This is a genomic window from Dulcicalothrix desertica PCC 7102 (assembly GCF_003991905.1).
Taxonomy (GTDB): Bacteria; Cyanobacteriota; Cyanobacteriia; order Cyanobacteriales; family Nostocaceae; genus Dulcicalothrix; species Dulcicalothrix desertica.
In genome coordinates this window covers 848101-866183 of the sequence record NZ_RSCL01000001.1, presented here as the reverse complement: position 1 = coordinate 866183, position 18083 = coordinate 848101, and the positions used below count along the sequence as shown (strand labels likewise).

The following is an 18083-nucleotide window of genomic DNA, read 5'->3' as shown; positions in this document are numbered from 1 at the left end:
CAGGCAGGGATGCCTGCTCCACAAGAGATAAATATTATTCTATTTTTAGTAGTTTGGACATGTTTAGTCTTTGTAGTTTACCTGTGGCGCCACGCGGTAGTTCTTCTAAAATATGAAATTTTGCTGGCACTTTAAATTCTGCTAGCATTTGTGAACAGTGTGAATGTAGTTCTTTTTCTTCGGTTAAACTTTTTAATACTACTGCTGCATGGATATCTTCGCCTAGGGTTTTGTGGGGTACGGCAAAAGCAAGCGCTTCGCTGACGGCAGGGTGTCGTAGTAGTACATCATCAACTTCTAAGGGCGATATTTTTTCGCCACCTCTATTGATTAATTCTTTTAAGCGTCCGGTTAAAGATAAATATCCTTCTTCGTCTAAGAAACCTTGGTCACCTGTTCTAAACCAACCGCTGACGAAAGCTGTTGCGTTGGCTTGAGGATTATTTTCGTAACCATCTATAACGTTGGCCCCTTTAACTACTACTTCTCCTAAGCTACCTGTAGGTAAAAGATTTCCATTATCATCCATAATACCCACATCCACACCAAAACCGTAACCAACACTCCCAGGTTTGCGCGTTTTGGGTGGTAGCGGATTAGTTGTCATTAAGTGGGCTGCTTCGGTCATGCTATATGATTGGACAACCGGAGCGTGTAATGTTGCTTCGATTTGTTCTAATATTACTGGTGGTAAAGGTGCGCTACTCGAACGAATAAATCTAAATTGGTTTGCCTGAATAATTTCTGAGTTACGACTAGCTCGTGCTAATACCATTTGATGCATCGTTGGCGCCGCAGAATACCAAGTTGGTTTAAACGTTTCTACAAGTTTCCAAAATTCTAAAGCATTAAATCCAGGGGGGCAAATTACTGTACCTCCAGATGCAAAAGTTGATAGCATACAACCCACTAAACCATGAATATGGAATAAAGGCATAACTAAAAGCGTTTTGTCATTCGCTGTCAACGAATAAGCATTGACAAAATTAGTCGCACTCGCAATTAAATTACGATGCCGAATAGGTACTCGTTTAGGGCGACTAGTTGTACCACTAGTATGAAGAATCATTGCTATGTCATTTTCTGTTGCTTGCTCAACTTCTCGCGGTTGGTGTGCTGTTTGTAATTCAAAATATAAGGCGCCTGACTCTCTAGTTTTTACAGTTATTACTTTCATTGCTTCGCTACAAGCAGCAAGCGCATTATTGTTACCATCTGGTAAAATAATTAACGCTTTAGCTTGTGTATCTTCGTAATAAAAAGCAAACTCTTCCTGTTTATACTTGGGATTCAACGGACAAGCAGTAGCTGCAATCGTAGTAGCTAAAAAGACAGTTATCATCTCCGGGCTATTAGAAATTGCAATCGCAACTCTGTCTCCACGTCCTAAACCAAAGCTATTAAGCTGTTCTGCAAGCTCCACCACATTCTCTCGTAGCTGCTTGTAAGTAACAGCCGGACGTTCGTTTGAAGTCAGTGCTATATTAGAAGCGGCGCCGTTTAAAAGATTTAATATATTCATAGATATTACGTCAAACTACTGCATAATCTATTTTATGAGCTAACAAAGCATTATAAAATTTAATAGACCTGCAAAAATCTAATAAAACATCTTGTGGAATGGGCATCCTTGCCCGTTCCATAATCTAAGGGCGGGCAAGGATGCCCACCCCACAAGAAAATTTAGATGTTTTTAAGAAGGATATATATGAAAACAAAACCTTATATCAAATTACGTAATCAGATGTCGCCGGAACGAAGGGCAAAAAATGCGACTCGTGCTAAAATAGCCTTACTTCATTTAACCCTTATAGAATTACAAAATTCCTTGGGAATTGCACATGAGGATTTAGAAAACTCCGACGTTATTTTGCCTGATATTCAAATGATTGAGAATCAAGGAGAGATTAATATTTCTACTCTCTCTGAATATATTAAAGCTCTTGGCGGAAATTTAAAAATAGTTGCTAATTTCCCTGAGAAGGAAATTGTTCTTGCCCAATTTGATGAATAGATTTATTTTATAATTTTATTCTTTGCAACAAGGCTAATAGTTTTATTAGCTTTGTGCAATAATTTTTTTACAAAATCTCAAGTGTGAATATGCCATTCGGTTTATTTATAACCAACTGGACAATATCTAACCAGATGGATTTACGAGACGAGTATTTAGCTCAATGGACAATTTATGAACCAAAATCACGTTTACTTGAAGCTTGGGCATTAGCCAAACCTTTATGTGCTTTACCTGACTGCTGTAACGTATCAATATATTGTTGCTTGTTTAGAGCCAAGAGCGAAACAAGAGTTAGGTAATGCTTTGCCTGCCTTCTTGCGGGAACTTTTAAAATGTGCTAATTAATTGGTGGTTCGTGATGGTGCGTAACTGCACTTGAATTTTCGTTTTATTTGTTGTTTTTCAAGCAGTTACGCACCCTACGTTTATGTTGGGTTATGTTGGGTTATGTTGGGTTCCGCTGTCGCTCCACCCAACCTACAATCCATCCGTTACATCCGTTACATCCGTTGCCAGCATTTCCATTAATTGGGCTTCGCTCAAAGTTGTAACACCAAGTGATTCAGCTTTTGCTAGCTTAGAGCCAGCTTCTTCACCTACTACTAAATAGTCAGTTTTCTTACTTACCGAATCAGTGACTTTACCGCCTGCTTTTTGGATTAAGGCTTTAGCTTCATCGCGTTTTAGTGTTGGTAATGTGCCTGTTATTACAAATGTTTTACTTACAAATTTCTCAATCTCACTAATACTATCTATAAACGCCTCACTTGCTTCTAGTTGTAAACCAGCAGTTTTTAATCGTTCGATTAATGTTTGGTTTGAGGGTATGCGGAACCATTGATATATACTGTCGGCGATTTCGGCGCCTATTCCATATATACCTTCGATTTGGGCGCGGTTCGCTTCAGCTATTTTTTCGACGGTGGGGAATTTTTCTGTTAGTGTTTGGGCTGTAACGTTACCGACATGGCGAATACCCAAACCGTATAGCACTCTTGACCAAGGTTGATTTTTGGATTGGGTTATTGCTTCGACTATTTTCTCTGCCGATTTTTTACCCATTCGTTCTAATGCACATAGTTGGTCGGGTGTTAACTCATACAAGTCAGCGACCGAATGTACTACAGCTTTATCGACGAGTTGATGCACTAGCTTTTCACCCATACCCCGAATATCTAATGCGTCGCGACTTACCCAATGTTCTATCGAACCTTTTAAAATGGCTTGGCACGATGCATTTACACAGCGTGTTACAGATAAGTCTTTTTCGCGCACTACTGGTTGACTGCACACGGGACAGTTACTTGGCATTACAAACGCTTCGGTTCCATCTGGTCGCAATTCTTTGAGTACACGCAATACTTCGGGTATTATTTCCCCTGCTTTGCGAACTATTACTGTGTCACCGATACGAATATCTAGTTGCGCGATGCGGTCGCCGTTGTGTAAGGTGGCTCTAGATACAGTTGTGCCTGCTAGTTGGACTGGTCGCATTTCTGCTAGGGGTGTTAATGCTCCGGTTCTGCCGACGTTTACTGATATATTTTCGACGATAGTCGGCGCCTCTTCAGCGGCATATTTTAATGCTACTGCCCAACGAGGAAATTTTTGTGTAAAGCCTAATTGCTCTTGTAGTTTGAATGAGTCTAGCTTTACTACTACCCCATCTGTCATGTATGGCAAATTCAACCGTTCCGTATCCCAATACTCATAATATTCTGCTACTTCTTGCAGTGAAGGGCAAAGTTTCATTTTAGGGTTGACTTTAAAACCCATTTTTTGCAAAAGCTCTAATGCTCCCCATTGAGTACTGGCAATACTGGTGTCATCAAGTCCTGGAATATGCAGGGTGTAAGCAAAAAAATCTAATTGACGTTTGTCAACTATCTTAGGGTTGAGTTGACGTAAAGTTCCAGCAGTGGCGTTACGAGGGTTGGCAAATACAGACTCAGAAGCTTTTTGTCGTTCTTCATTGATTTGCTTAAATACATTAAGTGGCAAAAATGCCTCACCTCGTACTTCTATACGTTCAGGTATGACATCATCAAAAGCTTCGGCATTTAACCGTAAGGGTATGGAGCGTATTGTTCGCACGTTTTGTGTGATGTCCTCACCCGTTACTCCATCACCTCGCGTGGCGCCGCGTGTTAATATACCATTCTCATATGTTAAAGCCAGCGCATTGCCATCTATTTTTAACTCACAAACGTATCCAACATTATCTACTGGAGCTAACTGTCGGCGCCAGCGTGCATCCCAGTTTCTTAACTCATCAACATTAAAAGCGTTTTCTAAACTATACAGCGGTACATTATGGCGTACCGTAGTAAACTGCGTAGCAGGTCTTTCACCAACCCGCTGCGTTGGACTATCGGGTGTTATTAATTCAGGATATTTGGCTTCTATATCTTGCAATTCACGATAAAGCCTATCGTAAACAGCATCATCCATAATCGGACTATCAAGAACATAGTAAGCATAACTAGCTTTCTGTAAAAGCTGCCGCAGTTCCGGGATTCGCGTTTTTACATCTGCCAAAGTCGATTCAACCACATTCACCTCCATAACACGCTGGATATCTATATTAATTTATGTCACCGATGCGAGTCTTCTACTTCATAGAGGAATTTTGTACCACCGATTAACTTACGATTTGCAGAGGTACTTTGGACAAAAACCATGTACTTTTCTAGGTTGTTAGGTTTTATACGTGCTGTCTCACCTTCAGTTAGACCCAACATTTCGCGTGCTGCTTGTCCCTCGAATAAGTCTCCTGTTGTTCTCTCCATCAAAACAATCTCTTTATATCCTTGGATAGTTTCTGTTTTGGTGAACTCGTAAAAACCACGTCCGACTTTAAAATTTAAACCGTTTTCTAAAACAAACACTTTAATCGAAGAATTATTATCAATATCTAAAACCTGAAATCTTCCTGGAGAAACCGCACGTAAATCAGCAGCTTGGAACATCGTAGTTTCTTCACGATTCATCATCGAGTTAAAAATGCGATTCAAACCGCGACTCATTCGACCTTGTGCTACAACTTCTTGTTCATATGCTTGAAGTTGTTCATTTGAGGACTGTTGATAGCAAACTGCTAAAAATAAGTCAGTAATGTATGAAAATTGGTCAAGATTAACGTGAAAACCACCTGATTGCTCGGCTAATTCTCTATAAAATTGTGTTGCGTGACTACGATTTAAAGCTTGTACCCCATAAACCGTAACACCCTTGTCTGCTAATTTCTTGATTTCTTGGCGCCAATTTAACTTTTGTGGGTTATGTGCGGGTGCATGAGGAATATCATCACCAATTAACACCAAAGACTTTGACGCAGCTTCTGACCAAGTGAAAGATTGCGCTTCGTGTAAAACTAATTCGTAACACTCAGGTGCATCACCACCACCCGTTGGTTCAACATTCTGAACAAAATTACAAATTGCATCGATATCACTTGATAAATTAAAATGCTTGGTAACATACGTCGAACCTGCATCGCAATAGTCACCATGTGCAATAATACCAATCTTAATTAACGGAAGTTCATTCATTAACCGAGTCACGGTTTCTTTGATTCTTCGTCTAACTTGTGTTAAACAAGGATACATGCTGCCCGTAGTATCAAAACTGAAAACAACTTCTATGCTGCTCATAATCAAAGCCTCGTTTTTTTGTCTATTTTAACTTTGTCACTGAGGAATTCTTAGCCCTCCGAATTTGCGTTCTTGTTGGGAGGATTAATTCTTAAATATTATTGTGTATATTTACAAATTGTGAAAGCATACTTTGGCGCCTTCCTAAATACTTAGTAATATTATACTATAAGAGTTAAAAAAAAGCAAGAGTTAAGTATAAAAAGGAAGTTGAATAATAAACTCTGTACCTTTACCAGGTGAGGAAATACATTCAAGGGTGCCACCATGTTTTTCGGTAATGATTTGATAACTAATTGAAAGACCTAGACCAGTACCTTTACCTTCAGGTTTGGTGGTATAAAAAGCTTGGAATATTTGGTCACGTACTGATAAATCCATGCCTTTACCGTTGTCTCCAATTTGAATTGTGACGTTTTCTTTATCAGCAGTGGTACATATACAGATTAGGGGAACTAACATTACATTGTCAGGAGTTAAATGTCTACCTTTATCACCCTCCCAGTCTCTATCTGGTACACTTTCGTCGATAGCATCGATAGCATTAGCAATTAAATTCATAAACACTTGGTTAAGTTGTCCTGGGTAACATTCAATTAAAGGTAAATTCCCGTATTCTTTGACAACGTGAATAGCTGGGCGCTTAGGTTGTGGTTTCAGACGGTGCTGAAGTATCATTAGTGTGGTTTCGATACCTTCGTGGATGTCTACAGCTTTTTTCTCTTTCCCATCTGCACGAGAGTAGGTACGCATTGACTGCATAATACCGCGAATTCTGTCACTTCCTAATTTCATTGATGAAATTAATTTTGGTAAGTCTTCAGAAATATGGTCTAAATCTACTGACTCAATTATTTCTTCAATTTCATCACCTGGTTCAGGAAATTTTTCTCGATACAGTTTAAGTAGATTTATTAGGTCGTTTACGTATTGGTTAGCATGGTATAAGTTAGTTGAAATAAAACCAATTGGGTTGTTAACTTCATGAGCAACCCCTGCAACCATTTGTCCTAATGACGATATTTTCTCGGTTTGTACTAGTTGTAACTGGGTTTGTTGAAGTTCTTCTAACGCTTCCGATAGTTCAGCAGTTCTTTCTACTACTCGCTCCTCTAATTTCTGTTTTTGGTGGTCTAGCTCTAAATTTAAACGTCGTAGCTTTAATTGTACATTAATACGTGCGATTACTTCTTCTTGCTGAAACGGTTTAGTTATATAGTCAACTGCTCCCATTTGAAAACCTTTGACTTTTTCTAATGTGTCAGATAAAGCTGTCATAAAGATGATAGGGATATCTTTGGTGATTGGGTTTGATTGCAGTTTGCGGCAAGCTTCATAACCGTTTATTTTTGGCATCATAATATCGAGCAATATTAAATCTGGTGGATTATTTTGCGCCTGCTCAATACCTGAATAACCATCCATTTCCACTAATACTTCATATCCAGCATCTGATAATGTCGTATATAAAACTTCTAAATTAGTTGGACTATCGTCGATTACTAAGATAGTTTCCACTGGTCTAATATTTGGACTTTGTTCTGAATTATGTTTTTCCATTGTTTTGATGTATCAATATTTTTTATATATATAATATAACTTAACTCAGGTTTTTAGTTTCGTATGTATTCTTGTATGAAGTTTCTGATTTTTTGTATGTTAAGATTCTTCGCATACTTATTAAGTTGCCTCACAAAGATGTGATATTTTTCATCCATTCTGGCTATTTTATCTAATTCTTGTTTTATGCCTTTGATTTGTCCTTTACGAGCGTATTCAAGTAACAATGTTAAATCTGAAACTGGCGGTATTACCATTGCGCTGGTAAATACTGTTACAGCTTCACTCGATGATTCAACAGGAGGCGCCGCATAAGTCCAATTAATTTTAAGATGTTTGGTTAACATGTTATATAGTTCCTCTGGTTGTACTGGTCGAGTTAAAAACCCATCGGCGCCTGATAATAAAGTTTTCTGACGGTCAATTTCGTATACATTTGGTGATGCAATAATAATGACAGTATCTTGAAAAAGTTCAGATTGACGCATTTTAGCAAGCATTTCCCACCCATTCATAATTGGCATAGTAACGTCAGAAATAATTAAATCTGGATGATGTTGCTTTGCTCTATCTATTCCCTCCTTACCATTACTCGCTTCGATAACTGCAAAACCAAGGGGTTCGAGTAAACTAATAAATAATGAACGGTTTTCCCAAGAATCATCAACAATTAATATCTTTTTTTCTGGGTCTGAATAACCAATGATTTTACCCCGACTCGTGATAGTACTACTTTCCGTCCAGTCTTCAGCTAATCGGGATTCAAGCTCAAATTCAAATAAAGTCCCAACTCCCACTTGACTTTTGACTTGAATATTACTGCCCATCATTTCTACAATTTTTTGACTTATCGTCAACCCTAAACCATTCCCTTCGTTGGGTCTATCATTATTGACTACTTGCTCAAAAGGAGAAAATATCATTTTTATTTGATTAGTGTTCATTCCAACACCCGTATCCACAACAGCAAAGTTAATTTTGGCATAATTAGGTTTACTCTCAGCAAACTTAACTTGTAGTTTTACGCATCCTGTATCAGTAAATTTGATAGCGTTAGTAAGTAAATTTATTAATACCTGTCGTAATCTTTTTTTGTCTATACTAATTCCTGCTGGTAAGTTGTTTGGTGACTCATAAACAAAATCAATACCTTTTTGTTCAGCTTTAATTCGACAAATTTCTACAATTCCTTGAAGAAACGAAGGTAAATGAATATCTACGAGTTGTAGCTCCATTTTGCGCGCTTCCATTTTAGATAAATCTAATATGTCATTGATTAAATTCAGCAAATGAAATCCACATTCATATATAGTTTTAATTCCATGTTTTTGTTCCTCTGTTAAGTTTTGAGAATTTGCTAAAATTTGGGCATAACCAAGAATACCATTGAGCGGTGTTCTTAATTCATGACTCATCGAAGCCAAAAATTTACTTTTAGCTTGATTTGCTCCATCTAAACTTGCTTCTGTCTTTTTTTGTTCTTCGACAACTGTTTGAAGTTGATTTAGCAGGTCGTTGATACAATTAGCAAGTTGTGATATATCATTATCTTGAGTAACATCTTTAGTAACAAAAACTTTGCAGTCAAAATTGGATTTAGTTTTTGCTTGATTACTTGCTTGCTTAGTAACTTTAATAATGTTTATGATTGGGCTTGCAATTGTATAGCTTAGATAGCGTATAAATAAATATGACAGCACAATTGCAATATTAATACCAATAATAATTATGATTATTCTGATTAATTGGGCGCGACTTAAGTCATCTTCAGCTATTTCTTCTTGTTTCTCGCTTATTTCAATTACACTTCCTAGTTGATGTACAAATTCTTGTGTTTCTTCTGTATCATTACTACTATATAAATTAGCAAATGACTCTTTAACTCGAAACATCTGTCTTTCTAGTAATCTATTTTCAGTTTTATTTAAAAGATTTTCTAAATTTTGAAGATAATCTAAGTAATTTTCTTTATATTTTGCAAATAAATGTTTAAAAATTGGATTTGATGATTTCTGAGATTTCTGATTTAATTTTGTAAATAATTGTTTACTTTGTGTGATTCGCGTTAGTGCTGTTGCCTTTGCCTGTTGAAAATTTTTAGGCTTTTGAAGTGAGGATGGAAAACTTGTTATAGTTAATAAGCTTAGTGTATCCGCACGCAAATCACCTAACAGTTTACGCTCACGTCGTACTCGAATACGATATTCATTAGCTTGTGCTTGAAAATAATCAGCAATTATAATAGGCAATAAACTACCAAACATCACTATTAATAATGCAATAATATACCCAAACAAAATTTTTCTTTGAATGGTCAAGTAATTATTTTTATTCACAAATTTTAATAGCCATTGAAGTGCCATAACTCCTGGCTTTTGTAATTTAGAACTTTGATTTGAGTTTTCATTCTTATGGTGGTTCATGAGTGGCAACAATTTAACTAAGTAATATAACGTAGTCAGATATAACGCATAAATTAATTATTAAGTAATAAAACGGTTGGCGATTTGCATAAAGAGTTTCTGAATCATCTTTACGCACGAAGTGGTATAAGATTTACATCCCCTAGTTAATTGTTCCCAAATTTACAGTAATAATTCACACTGTGGTAACTTTGTTGCCAAATGGTATTATTATGAGGGGGATATAAGTAATGACTAGTTATGATTTGCTGCTGCGTCAAGCTAAACTGGTAACGGCGCCGGATAGTTCGAGTGTTGATATTGGTATACTAGACGGAAAGATTGTAGAGATTGCATCTGCTATTAATGGGGATGCGTCGATGGAACTTAATATAGATGGTAAGTTGGTTTCGCCACCTTTTGTTGAGTCACATATTCATTTAGACTCGGCGTTAACTGCTGGTACACCTCGCTGGAACCAAAGCGGTACACTATTTGAAGGTATTCAAATTTGGAGTGAGCGTAAACAAAATTTATCGTTACAAGATATTAAAGCACGTGCTATCGAGACTCTAAAGCAACAAGCTGAATATGGAATTTTGTTTGTAAGGACACACGCTGATGTTAGTGAACCTTCTTTAATTGCACTACAAGGTTTACTCGAAGCGCGCGATACTGTTAAAAATTGGATAACAGTCCAAGTTGTAGCCTTTCCTCAAGATGGTATTTATTCTCATCCTCAAAATGAAGCGCTACTAGAAAAAGCTTTACAAATGGGCGCCGATGTAGTAGGGGGAATACCACATTACGAACTGACTCGCGATTGGGGTGTAAAATCAGTTGAGCGAATCTTTGAATTAGCAGAACAATACGACCGTTTAATAGATATTCATTGTGACGAAGTAGACGACGAACAGTCACGCTTTCTCGAAGTAGTAGCAGCATGTGCAGCAAGTACAGGAACCTCCAAGCGAGTCACAGCAAGTCATACAACTGCTTTTGGCTCATATAATAATGCCTACGCATTTAAATTAATGGGATTTTTGCAACGCGCACAAATCAACTTTATTGCAAATCCACTCATTAACATTACTTTACAAGGACGTGCTGATACATATCCTAAACGTCGGGGTGTTACGCGCGTTAAAGAACTTTGGCAAAACGGCTTAAATGTCAGCTTTGGACACGACTGTATTCAAGACCCCTGGTATAGCTTAGGTACAGGTAATATGCTCGACGTTGCCCATATGGCTGTTCACGTATGTCAAATGACCGGAATACCTGAAATTAATGCTTGTTATGAAATGGTGACAATAAACGGCGCCAAAACATTGCACGTCGAAGATATATATGGTGTAGAAGTTGGCAAACCTGCATCGCTAATTGTACTAGATACCGATAGCTATTATGATGCAGTTAGGCGCCGGAGCAAACCACGCTATGTTATTTCTCAAGGTAAACTACTTAATCAAACGGCGCCTGAAGTCACTAAATGGATGTAAATGCTTTCGTAAATAGCACTTCATGACAACAAACGGTGTCAAAACACTGTTCTATAAACCCTTTTCGCTCTCGTGCTGTGCAGGAAGCGCAATTCGTCCATGATAGCTATGAAAACGATATGAAAAATCCTCAAGATATGGACTTTTAACAATTGTACGTCTGCGAGCAATCTTATTATTAATTTGGTGGTATAAGAATTCTGCATCAATCGCAAAAATTTGTTTGAAATCAGCTGTTAATTCTGCTAAACCTTCCAGATATAACTCAGATTCAGAAGCTACTTTCTCAAAAAAATGGTACTGTTGATTACGATTTGATTGTACTAAACTCCAATCTCTGGAATTTATTTGAAGTGTTTTATTCGTGCGAATATCTTGAGCCGTGTACAGTTCACAAAATAATATAGAATTTAACAATTTATGAGGCTTATCTTTATTTTGTCTAGCAGTGTAATCCCAATCTAAATCACAATCTTGACTCACAATGACTGCATAGGGGTGAAGTATCTGTTCAAATTTTATATCTTCAAGAGTAGAATTCGGTCTTACTACAATAGGCTTAAATTCCACCACTCCAGTTAAAATTTCACCTTGTCTAAGAGCCTCTTTTTCACCAGAGGCTCTATAAATTAAATTTTGCGGCATAGTATAAAGCTATTCAAAATCTATAACTAGAGGCGGTCTAACAACAGTTCGCAGTATATTTCCTTTAATTACTCCTAGACTTTGGGGTAAGCTGCTTTGCTGAACATTATCTACACGTTCTTTATAAAATTCTACCATACTTTCTAGCGCCTCAGATGCTTCTTTCAAACCTTCTGGAGCAGTTGTAGAAAGTGTATTGAGCAAAGTTAAGCATTTGAGCAGTAACATTGTGTCCTCACTCAGATCAACATTAGGCTCACCATTCAAACTTGACTCAATTGAAACATTTATTGTTACATTTGGTACACTAAGCGATGAATGTTTCATGTTCAAAAATTTTCATTATTAATTAGAGTGAACTTTATTCTTTAATACTAACGAACTTTAAGCTTTCTGTCAGTTTACTATAGAGATTCAACTCTACGAACTCGTGCCTCATATATTAATTCTCAATCGTAGGCACACTGCTCTTAAATCTCTCTTCCTCTCTTCTCTGTGCCCTCTGCGCCTACTAAGGTAAAAATAATTATATGTAGGTTGTTTATCATACTATCAAACTTACAAAATATTTAAGATGCTTCGTGCCTCAGCATGACATCGGTCGGCATTTTATTTGTTTGCGCTTTATTTAGCGTCATATAAGCGGGTGAGGGGAATCGAACCCCTATCATTAGCTTGGAAGGCTAAGGTTTTACCACTAAACTACACCCGCAGGTTTGTGAATTTTATTCAACTTTCAAAATATAACATGGCTTGGATTGAAAAGCAAGTATTTAACTAGGATTTTTATTTTCAGGCGCCGCAGGCTGTATTGTAATATGTCTAAACAATTGACCGGCTGAGGGAATCCCATCAATATCTCTACCTGGTGAAATTCTGATATTTTCCTTATTCAGCTTGAAGTATTCGTCTACATATCTTTGACACAAGTCTCCGGTTCCAGGTACATCGCTCGACGCTTTAATACCTGGAAAACCTTCTCTAGGACTAAAAATATTACCACTGGCATCGATAGATAACAGAACACCACATTTTATCGGTTGTGTTACCAGTTTTTTGTCTTGTTCGTTAAGTACGGGTAATTTTTTCGGAGTATTTGTTGTTTCTTGAAGTTTAGGGTTTACTACAAGTCTTGTAGTTCCTGCGTTAAGTCCCTTTTGTGCTTCTTCATCTACAGGCAACAAGTTTGCCAGTATAAATCCTCCTTGAACAGAAGTACTATCTGCTGTTGTAGTCGCTGGTGTTGATGTAGGTGTCGGTTTTTGTGTGGGTGTGGGTTTTACCGTAGGTCTGGGTGCTGGTGCTTCGGTAGGTGTTGCTATTGGTGTAGGTCTAGAAAATGGTGTATCTGGATTTCCTGATATTTCTACAGGTGCAGTATTTACAGGTAGTTTTGCCTGATTTCTTACAACATCTTCTGTTCGCCGTTGTGCGTCAATTTGTTGTTGACGTTGTTGTTGGGCAAGTTTTTGTAGGCGCCTTTGTTCTGCTAGTTCTTGAGTACGTTGTTGTTGGACAAGTTGATCAAAGCGCCTTTGTTCTGCTAGTTCTTGAGTACGTTGTTGTTGGACAAGTTGATCAAAGCGCCGTTGTTCTGCTAGTTCTTGAGTACGTTGTTGTTGGGCAAGTTTTTGTAGGCGCCGTTGTTCTGCTAGTTCTTGAGTACGTTGTTGTTGGACAAGTTGATCAAAGCGTCGTTGTTCTGTTAATTCTTGTTGACGCTGTTGTTGTGCAAGCTGTTGTAGGCGCCTTTGTTGTGCAAGTTCTTGTTGACGCTGTTGTTCTGCAAGTCTTTGTAAACGTTGTTGTTCTGCAAGTCTTTGCAGGCGCCTTTGTTCTGCAATATTTGGTTTTTTAGGCTCTGTATTGACAGGTTTTTTAGGTATTATTGCGACTTTTGGCTCTAATTTTGGTTTGATGGGTGGTAGAGAACGCTGTTTTTGAGCTAATGGTGATTTGTTGGCAGGCTTTTTGACGGGTATTCTGTCGGTAAATGCAATTGTACCAGGTTGAGATGTTCGGTTTTGAAGTGGTTGAGCAGGAACTGGTTGAGTTTTAATTTCAGGTTTAACTTGAATCGGTTTTGATTGTAGTTTGGGTTGTACTTTCGGTTTTTGCGCGATTACTCTAGGTTTCGCTTTAGCTTTAATTGTGGGCACAACCTCTACTATCTTAATTGGTGTCGCTGCATTTGACCTACGACCCACTATATTTAATTTGGATGTAAACATTAACCAAAGTACTAGTGAGTGTAACACGACAGAACCAATCACAATGACTATCCACAAACCTGGTGGGTCAATGTGGCGCCTACGAATTGTGATTGGCATTGGGGTTTTATCGGCTACCGATTCTGGCATTATATAAAATAAAGGTTTTAACTAATATTGATAATAACCATTTGCCATTCTAGCGATTTGCTACGACTTCTGGTGTCACAACAAAAGTTAAAACTGTCTCATCAACTCCTTTTAACTCTAATGAACTACCTTTAATTATTTCTTCGTCCTGTAAATAATCTGCTACTGCTGCCGAAGCGAGTATTGTACCTGGCTTTGCGGCTTGTTGTAACCGCGCGGCAATATTAACCGAAGGCCCAATTGCTGTATAGTCTGCACGTTCGGAACTTCCAAACATTCCGACTACAGCAGTTCCTTGATGGATACCACACCTAAATTGAACTTCGCTTCGCCCATCAGTATCAAATATTCCTTGCTGGCGCCAACGTTCGTTCAATTTGTCAAGAGAACGTAACATTGCTCTTGCTGTGTTTATCGACCGTCGTACTTGTTCGTTGGGGGTCAATTCTTCAGGCGCCCCAAATAAGGCTAAAATTGCATCTCCCATGAATTTATCAACGGTACCCCCATTATCAAACACGGCTCGCGTCATTGCTTCGAGATACTCGTTGAGCAATTCGGCAACTTTGCGTGACCTGAGTGTATTAGATAACTGCGTAAATCCTACTATGTCGCTAAACAGCACCGTAATTAATCTTGGTTCAGGACGTAAATCTAGAACTAAATCACCTGCTGCGGCTTTTTGCACCAATGCTGGTGGTAAAAATCTTTGCAATACAGATTCTGTTAAATACGTATTTAGCTCTAAAACCCGACGCTCGTTTTCTTTCAATGCTACGAGATTTCGCACTTCTGCAAGTAACTCACGGTCATTAAAAGGTTTTGCTAAATAAGCATCGGCGCCTAATTCAGTACCCGCAATACGAGTTTCTTCGTCGATTTTCGCTGTTAAAAGTATTACTGGTGTTCCTTTTAACTTTGAATCACTACGAATCATACCTATCATTTCTAACCCTGTCACCAAAGGCATCATTAAATCGGTGACAATTAGGCTAGGTTGAATTTTTTGAGCATTTTTAAAACCTTCTTGACCATTCCGTGCGGTATGTACTGTATACCCATTTGAGCGAAGAATGCCTGAAACATAACCACGTAAATCAGGATTATCGTCAACTACAAGAATTGTATGTCCCGTTGAAGGAATTTCAGTAGCTTCAGAAAAATCATAGGCGCCAGTTGGAGTTTCGTCAACCTCGATAAGTTCTAAGTCTGCAAGTTCGACCGAAGCACGGTTAATGTTTAACTCGGCAGGTACATCAACAATACAGTCAGCAGGTAAATGCTCGGTTCCAGCGAGTAAAGAAATAGTAAAAGTTGTACCCTCTCCATAAACAGAGTTAACTGTCACCTCACCACCGTGAAGTTCCACTAATTCTTTAACCAAAGCCAAACCTAAACCGCTACCTTCATAGGAACGATTTTCTGAACCTTCAGCTTGACGGAAGCGTTCAAATAAGTGTGGAAGTTGTTCTGTGACAATTCCGATACCAGTATCCCTAACTTGTAAAATGCAATTTTGTTTATTAGAAACAAGTGAGACTGAGATAATACCACCATGTGGTGTAAACTTCATAGCATTCGACAGCAGGTTATAAAGCACCTTGTCGAATTTCTCCATATCTAAATACACTGTTGGACATTGAACTAAGTTGCTAATTAGCTGTAATCCCTTTTTCTCGCAGTAAGTACGGAAAGACTCGACGATTTGACTAGTAAATTCTACCAAGTCGCATCTGCGAAAAGTCGGTTGCATCCTACCTGCATCAAGACGCTGTAAATCGAGTAGTTGGTTAACTAATCGTAATAAGCGACGCGAATTACGTAGAGCAATAGTACTTTGAGCGTAGGATAATCCTTCTTTAGCAGCAACAGATGATTCGAGGGGTCCTTGAATCAATGTAATAGGTGTCCGAAACTCGTGTGAGATATTTTGGAAAAATTCTGTTTTTTGTCTATCTAATTCTAATAACCGTTCGGCTTGTTCGCGCGTCTTTTGATATAAACGTGACTGTTGTACCGCAATTGCAGCTTGTGCTGCTACACTAGATGCCAGTTCAATTTCGCTCGGCAGCCATTTGCGCGCTCTGTTGTCTTCTCGTAGCGTTATACTGCCGATACTTTTTCCATCTGCCAGCAATGGTACAACTATCAGCGAACGCGAACGACCCCGCAACGGCAATTCAAACCCGCTTAATTCAGGTGGACAATTATTCATATCTGTTACTACAACTGGTTCGAGTGTTCGTAACATGTGTTGTAATATCGGGTTTTCTTTTATTGGCACCGAAGACTGAGGTAGTTCATATAATGATACATCGTTTTGTATAGTGTCATCTGAATTTACTTCGTTGCTTTCGTATAAACCTACACACTGAACATACTCGTCTTCCTCAGTCCACAGCGACAATACGCAGCCATTGACTTGTAAAGCTTGTCCGAGTTGTTGAGTAATAGCAGCAAAAATATCTTGTTGGTTAAGGCTAGAACGAATCGCACTAGTAATTGTATTAATTAGTGCTTCGCGTTTAGCTAATGCTCGTACTTGTTCGTAGGCATAAGCTTGTGATAGTGCTAAAGCGGCTTGGTCTGCCACCATTACTACTAATTTGACTTCATCTTCGCTCCACATACGACTTTCGCCGCATTGATGTAGGGCTAAAACAGCCATTAATTCTTGTCGGAGAATTAGTGGTACCACTAAGCTAGAATTAATATTTGAGACAGTAAATGCCTCGGCACGGCTTGAAGGAGTTGTTTGACTTTGGATACGCTCATCGCTGTTTACGTCATTAATGACTTGCACCTCGCGCGTTTCCCAAACAGTCTCGCGTAACAAAGATATATATTTATCCTCGTTGGGATGGTCAGGTTTGAAAGGCGCCTTTTGGTAGATAAAGCTTTCGTCAGCTAGCTGTCCATTTAAATTTGGACGCAATAAACAAACATCAACTTCAAGCATATGACCAACAGTATCGACAATTGTTTGTAAAATTTGCCGATAATCTAGGGCACTGCGAATTGTATTTGTAACCGTATTAAGTAGAGACTCTTGACGCAGCGTTCGCGTTAATTCGCGCGTGCGAGCTTTGAGAACATTGTGAGTGTCCAAAGCTTGACGTACCACTGCCTTTAACTCTTCGGCTTCCCACGGTTTCGTAACATATTTAAATACTTTACCAGCATTAATAGCCTCTACCAAGTCTTCGACATCGGTATAGCCAGTTAAAATAATCCGAATAATATCGGGATATTGTGTAGCTGTCAGACTTAAAAATTCTGTCCCGCTCATCATTGGCATTCGTTGGTCAGAGATGATAACTGATACATCTCCTTCAATAGCCAACAATTCGAGCGCGTCAGGTCCTGAATTTGCTTTTATCACCTTGTATTCGCGATAGAAGGTGCGATAAAGCAAGTCAAGATTGTCGGGTTCGTCATCGACGACTAAAATTTTTGGCTTACTGTTTGCTTGAGATTTCATGCACCGCTAACCTTACGCAAGGGTATTTGGATAATGAACTTACTACTCAAGTCATGGGACTTAGAGAAGTTGAGGGTATCGCAGACCGAAACGACTGATTCGTCAATATATATATATGGCTGCATTTGAAGAAAGCACGTGTTCACGTTAATTTACCCCAGAAACCCGTCGGAGTTATCGACTCGTAGCGGCGTACACGTGTATAGCTCAGAACCTGTGTTACCCCTATAATATATAACGCTTGCCAATTAATTGACCTCCACATCAAAAAAGTTGAAGCGAACGTACAGCAGTGAAGACTATTCGTCTGACATAAAGCTGTATCCCGCATATTAAGTTTTCCCGCTATAGCCTCAAGACTAACATTTACCCACTAATTTTATTTATCTAAACATCTCTGAGTAAAAAATATTACACTGATTGCGTAAGCAACAGAGTATATTATTAGACAATAGTCTTTACC

Annotated in this window: 12 protein-coding genes and 1 tRNA gene; 3 read left to right on the top strand and 10 right to left on the bottom strand. The window is 38.5% G+C overall.

Translation table 11 applies throughout. The features are described from left to right. Positions 1–34: 34 nt before the first annotated feature. Positions 35–1522, bottom strand: a complete 1488-nt coding sequence (locus DSM106972_RS03780; protein ID WP_127078935.1) for an acyl--CoA ligase — start codon at positions 1520–1522, stop codon at positions 35–37. Between the two features lie 186 nt (positions 1523–1708). On the opposite strand from DSM106972_RS03780, the gene relB reads away from it, so the two are divergent. Next, a complete protein-coding gene (relB, locus tag DSM106972_RS03775) occupies positions 1709–2014 on the top strand; it encodes a type II toxin-antitoxin system RelB family anti-toxin (RefSeq protein WP_127078933.1) in 306 nt (101 codons plus the stop codon). Between the two features lie 89 nt (positions 2015–2103). Continuing rightward, the gene (locus DSM106972_RS03770; protein WP_127078931.1) at positions 2104–2316 is read left to right on the top strand and encodes a hypothetical protein; all 213 of its coding nucleotides are present in this window, start codon (positions 2104–2106) and stop codon (positions 2314–2316) included. Between the two features lie 178 nt (positions 2317–2494). Here DSM106972_RS03770 and ligA read toward each other — a convergent pair whose 3' ends face one another. The 4 genes from ligA to DSM106972_RS03750 all read right to left on the bottom strand — a co-directional run bounded on the left by ligA (position 2495) and on the right by DSM106972_RS03750 (position 9653). Next, a complete protein-coding gene (gene ligA, locus DSM106972_RS03765) occupies positions 2495–4570 on the bottom strand; it encodes an NAD-dependent DNA ligase LigA (RefSeq protein WP_411675269.1) in 2076 nt (691 codons plus the stop codon). 41 nt (positions 4571–4611) lie between these two features. After that, the gene (locus tag DSM106972_RS03760) at positions 4612–5670 is read right to left on the bottom strand and encodes a vWA domain-containing protein (protein WP_186538919.1); all 1059 of its coding nucleotides are present in this window, start codon (positions 5668–5670) and stop codon (positions 4612–4614) included. A 192-nt stretch (positions 5671–5862) separates the two neighbouring features. Beyond that, positions 5863–7230: a hybrid sensor histidine kinase/response regulator gene (locus DSM106972_RS03755; RefSeq protein WP_127078927.1), complete on the bottom strand. Its 1368-nt coding sequence runs from the start codon at positions 7228–7230 to the stop codon at positions 5863–5865. A gap of 53 nt (positions 7231–7283) precedes the next feature. Then, positions 7284–9653 (bottom strand): response regulator, encoded by a 2370-nt coding sequence (locus DSM106972_RS03750; RefSeq protein ID WP_127078925.1) that lies wholly within the window; start codon positions 9651–9653, stop codon positions 7284–7286. Between the two features lie 230 nt (positions 9654–9883). On the opposite strand from DSM106972_RS03750, the gene DSM106972_RS03745 reads away from it, so the two are divergent. Continuing rightward, a complete protein-coding gene (locus DSM106972_RS03745; RefSeq protein WP_127078923.1) occupies positions 9884–11134 on the top strand; it encodes a cytosine deaminase in 1251 nt (416 codons plus the stop codon). A gap of 51 nt (positions 11135–11185) precedes the next feature. Here the strand turns inward: DSM106972_RS03745 and DSM106972_RS03740 are convergent, their stop codons facing one another. The 5 genes from DSM106972_RS03740 to DSM106972_RS03720 all read right to left on the bottom strand — a co-directional run bounded on the left by DSM106972_RS03740 (position 11186) and on the right by DSM106972_RS03720 (position 17620). Continuing rightward, positions 11186–11779 (bottom strand): hypothetical protein, encoded by a 594-nt coding sequence (locus DSM106972_RS03740; protein WP_127078921.1) that lies wholly within the window; start codon positions 11777–11779, stop codon positions 11186–11188. 9 nt (positions 11780–11788) lie between these two features. Beyond that, entirely contained in the window at positions 11789–12106 is a 318-nt protein-coding gene (locus DSM106972_RS03735) for a hypothetical protein (protein ID WP_127078919.1), read from the bottom strand. A gap of 314 nt (positions 12107–12420) precedes the next feature. Further along, positions 12421–12491, bottom strand: a tRNA-Gly gene (locus tag DSM106972_RS03730). A gap of 61 nt (positions 12492–12552) precedes the next feature. Beyond that, positions 12553–14139 carry a hypothetical protein gene (locus tag DSM106972_RS03725; protein ID WP_127078917.1) on the bottom strand — a complete coding sequence of 529 codons (1587 nt, stop codon included), beginning with the start codon at positions 14137–14139 and terminating at the stop codon, positions 12553–12555. Positions 14140–14188: 49 nt separating this feature from the next. Then, entirely contained in the window at positions 14189–17620 is a 3432-nt protein-coding gene (locus DSM106972_RS03720) for a response regulator (RefSeq protein ID WP_127078915.1), read from the bottom strand. Positions 17621–18083 lie beyond the last annotated feature (463 nt).

Excerpts from the sequence above, each read along its gene's own strand:
- DSM106972_RS03780 (WP_127078935.1), bottom strand. The coding sequence starts at position 1,522 with ATGAATATATTAAATCTTTTAAACGGCGCCGCTTCTAATATAGCACTG.
- relB (WP_127078933.1), top strand. The coding sequence starts at position 1,709 with ATGAAAACAAAACCTTATATCAAATTACGTAATCAGATGTCGCCGGAA.
- DSM106972_RS03770 (WP_127078931.1), top strand. The coding sequence starts at position 2,104 with ATGCCATTCGGTTTATTTATAACCAACTGGACAATATCTAACCAGATG.
- DSM106972_RS03760 (WP_186538919.1), bottom strand. The coding sequence starts at position 5,670 with ATGAGCAGCATAGAAGTTGTTTTCAGTTTTGATACTACGGGCAGCATG.
- DSM106972_RS03755 (WP_127078927.1), bottom strand. The coding sequence starts at position 7,230 with ATGGAAAAACATAATTCAGAACAAAGTCCAAATATTAGACCAGTGGAA.
- DSM106972_RS03750 (WP_127078925.1), bottom strand. The coding sequence starts at position 9,653 with ATGAACCACCATAAGAATGAAAACTCAAATCAAAGTTCTAAATTACAA.
- DSM106972_RS03745 (WP_127078923.1), top strand. The coding sequence starts at position 9,884 with ATGACTAGTTATGATTTGCTGCTGCGTCAAGCTAAACTGGTAACGGCG.
- DSM106972_RS03740 (WP_127078921.1), bottom strand. The coding sequence starts at position 11,779 with ATGCCGCAAAATTTAATTTATAGAGCCTCTGGTGAAAAAGAGGCTCTT.
- DSM106972_RS03735 (WP_127078919.1), bottom strand. The coding sequence starts at position 12,106 with ATGAAACATTCATCGCTTAGTGTACCAAATGTAACAATAAATGTTTCA.
- DSM106972_RS03725 (WP_127078917.1), bottom strand. The coding sequence starts at position 14,139 with ATGCCAGAATCGGTAGCCGATAAAACCCCAATGCCAATCACAATTCGT.
- DSM106972_RS03720 (WP_127078915.1), bottom strand. The coding sequence starts at position 17,620 with ATGAAATCTCAAGCAAACAGTAAGCCAAAAATTTTAGTCGTCGATGAC.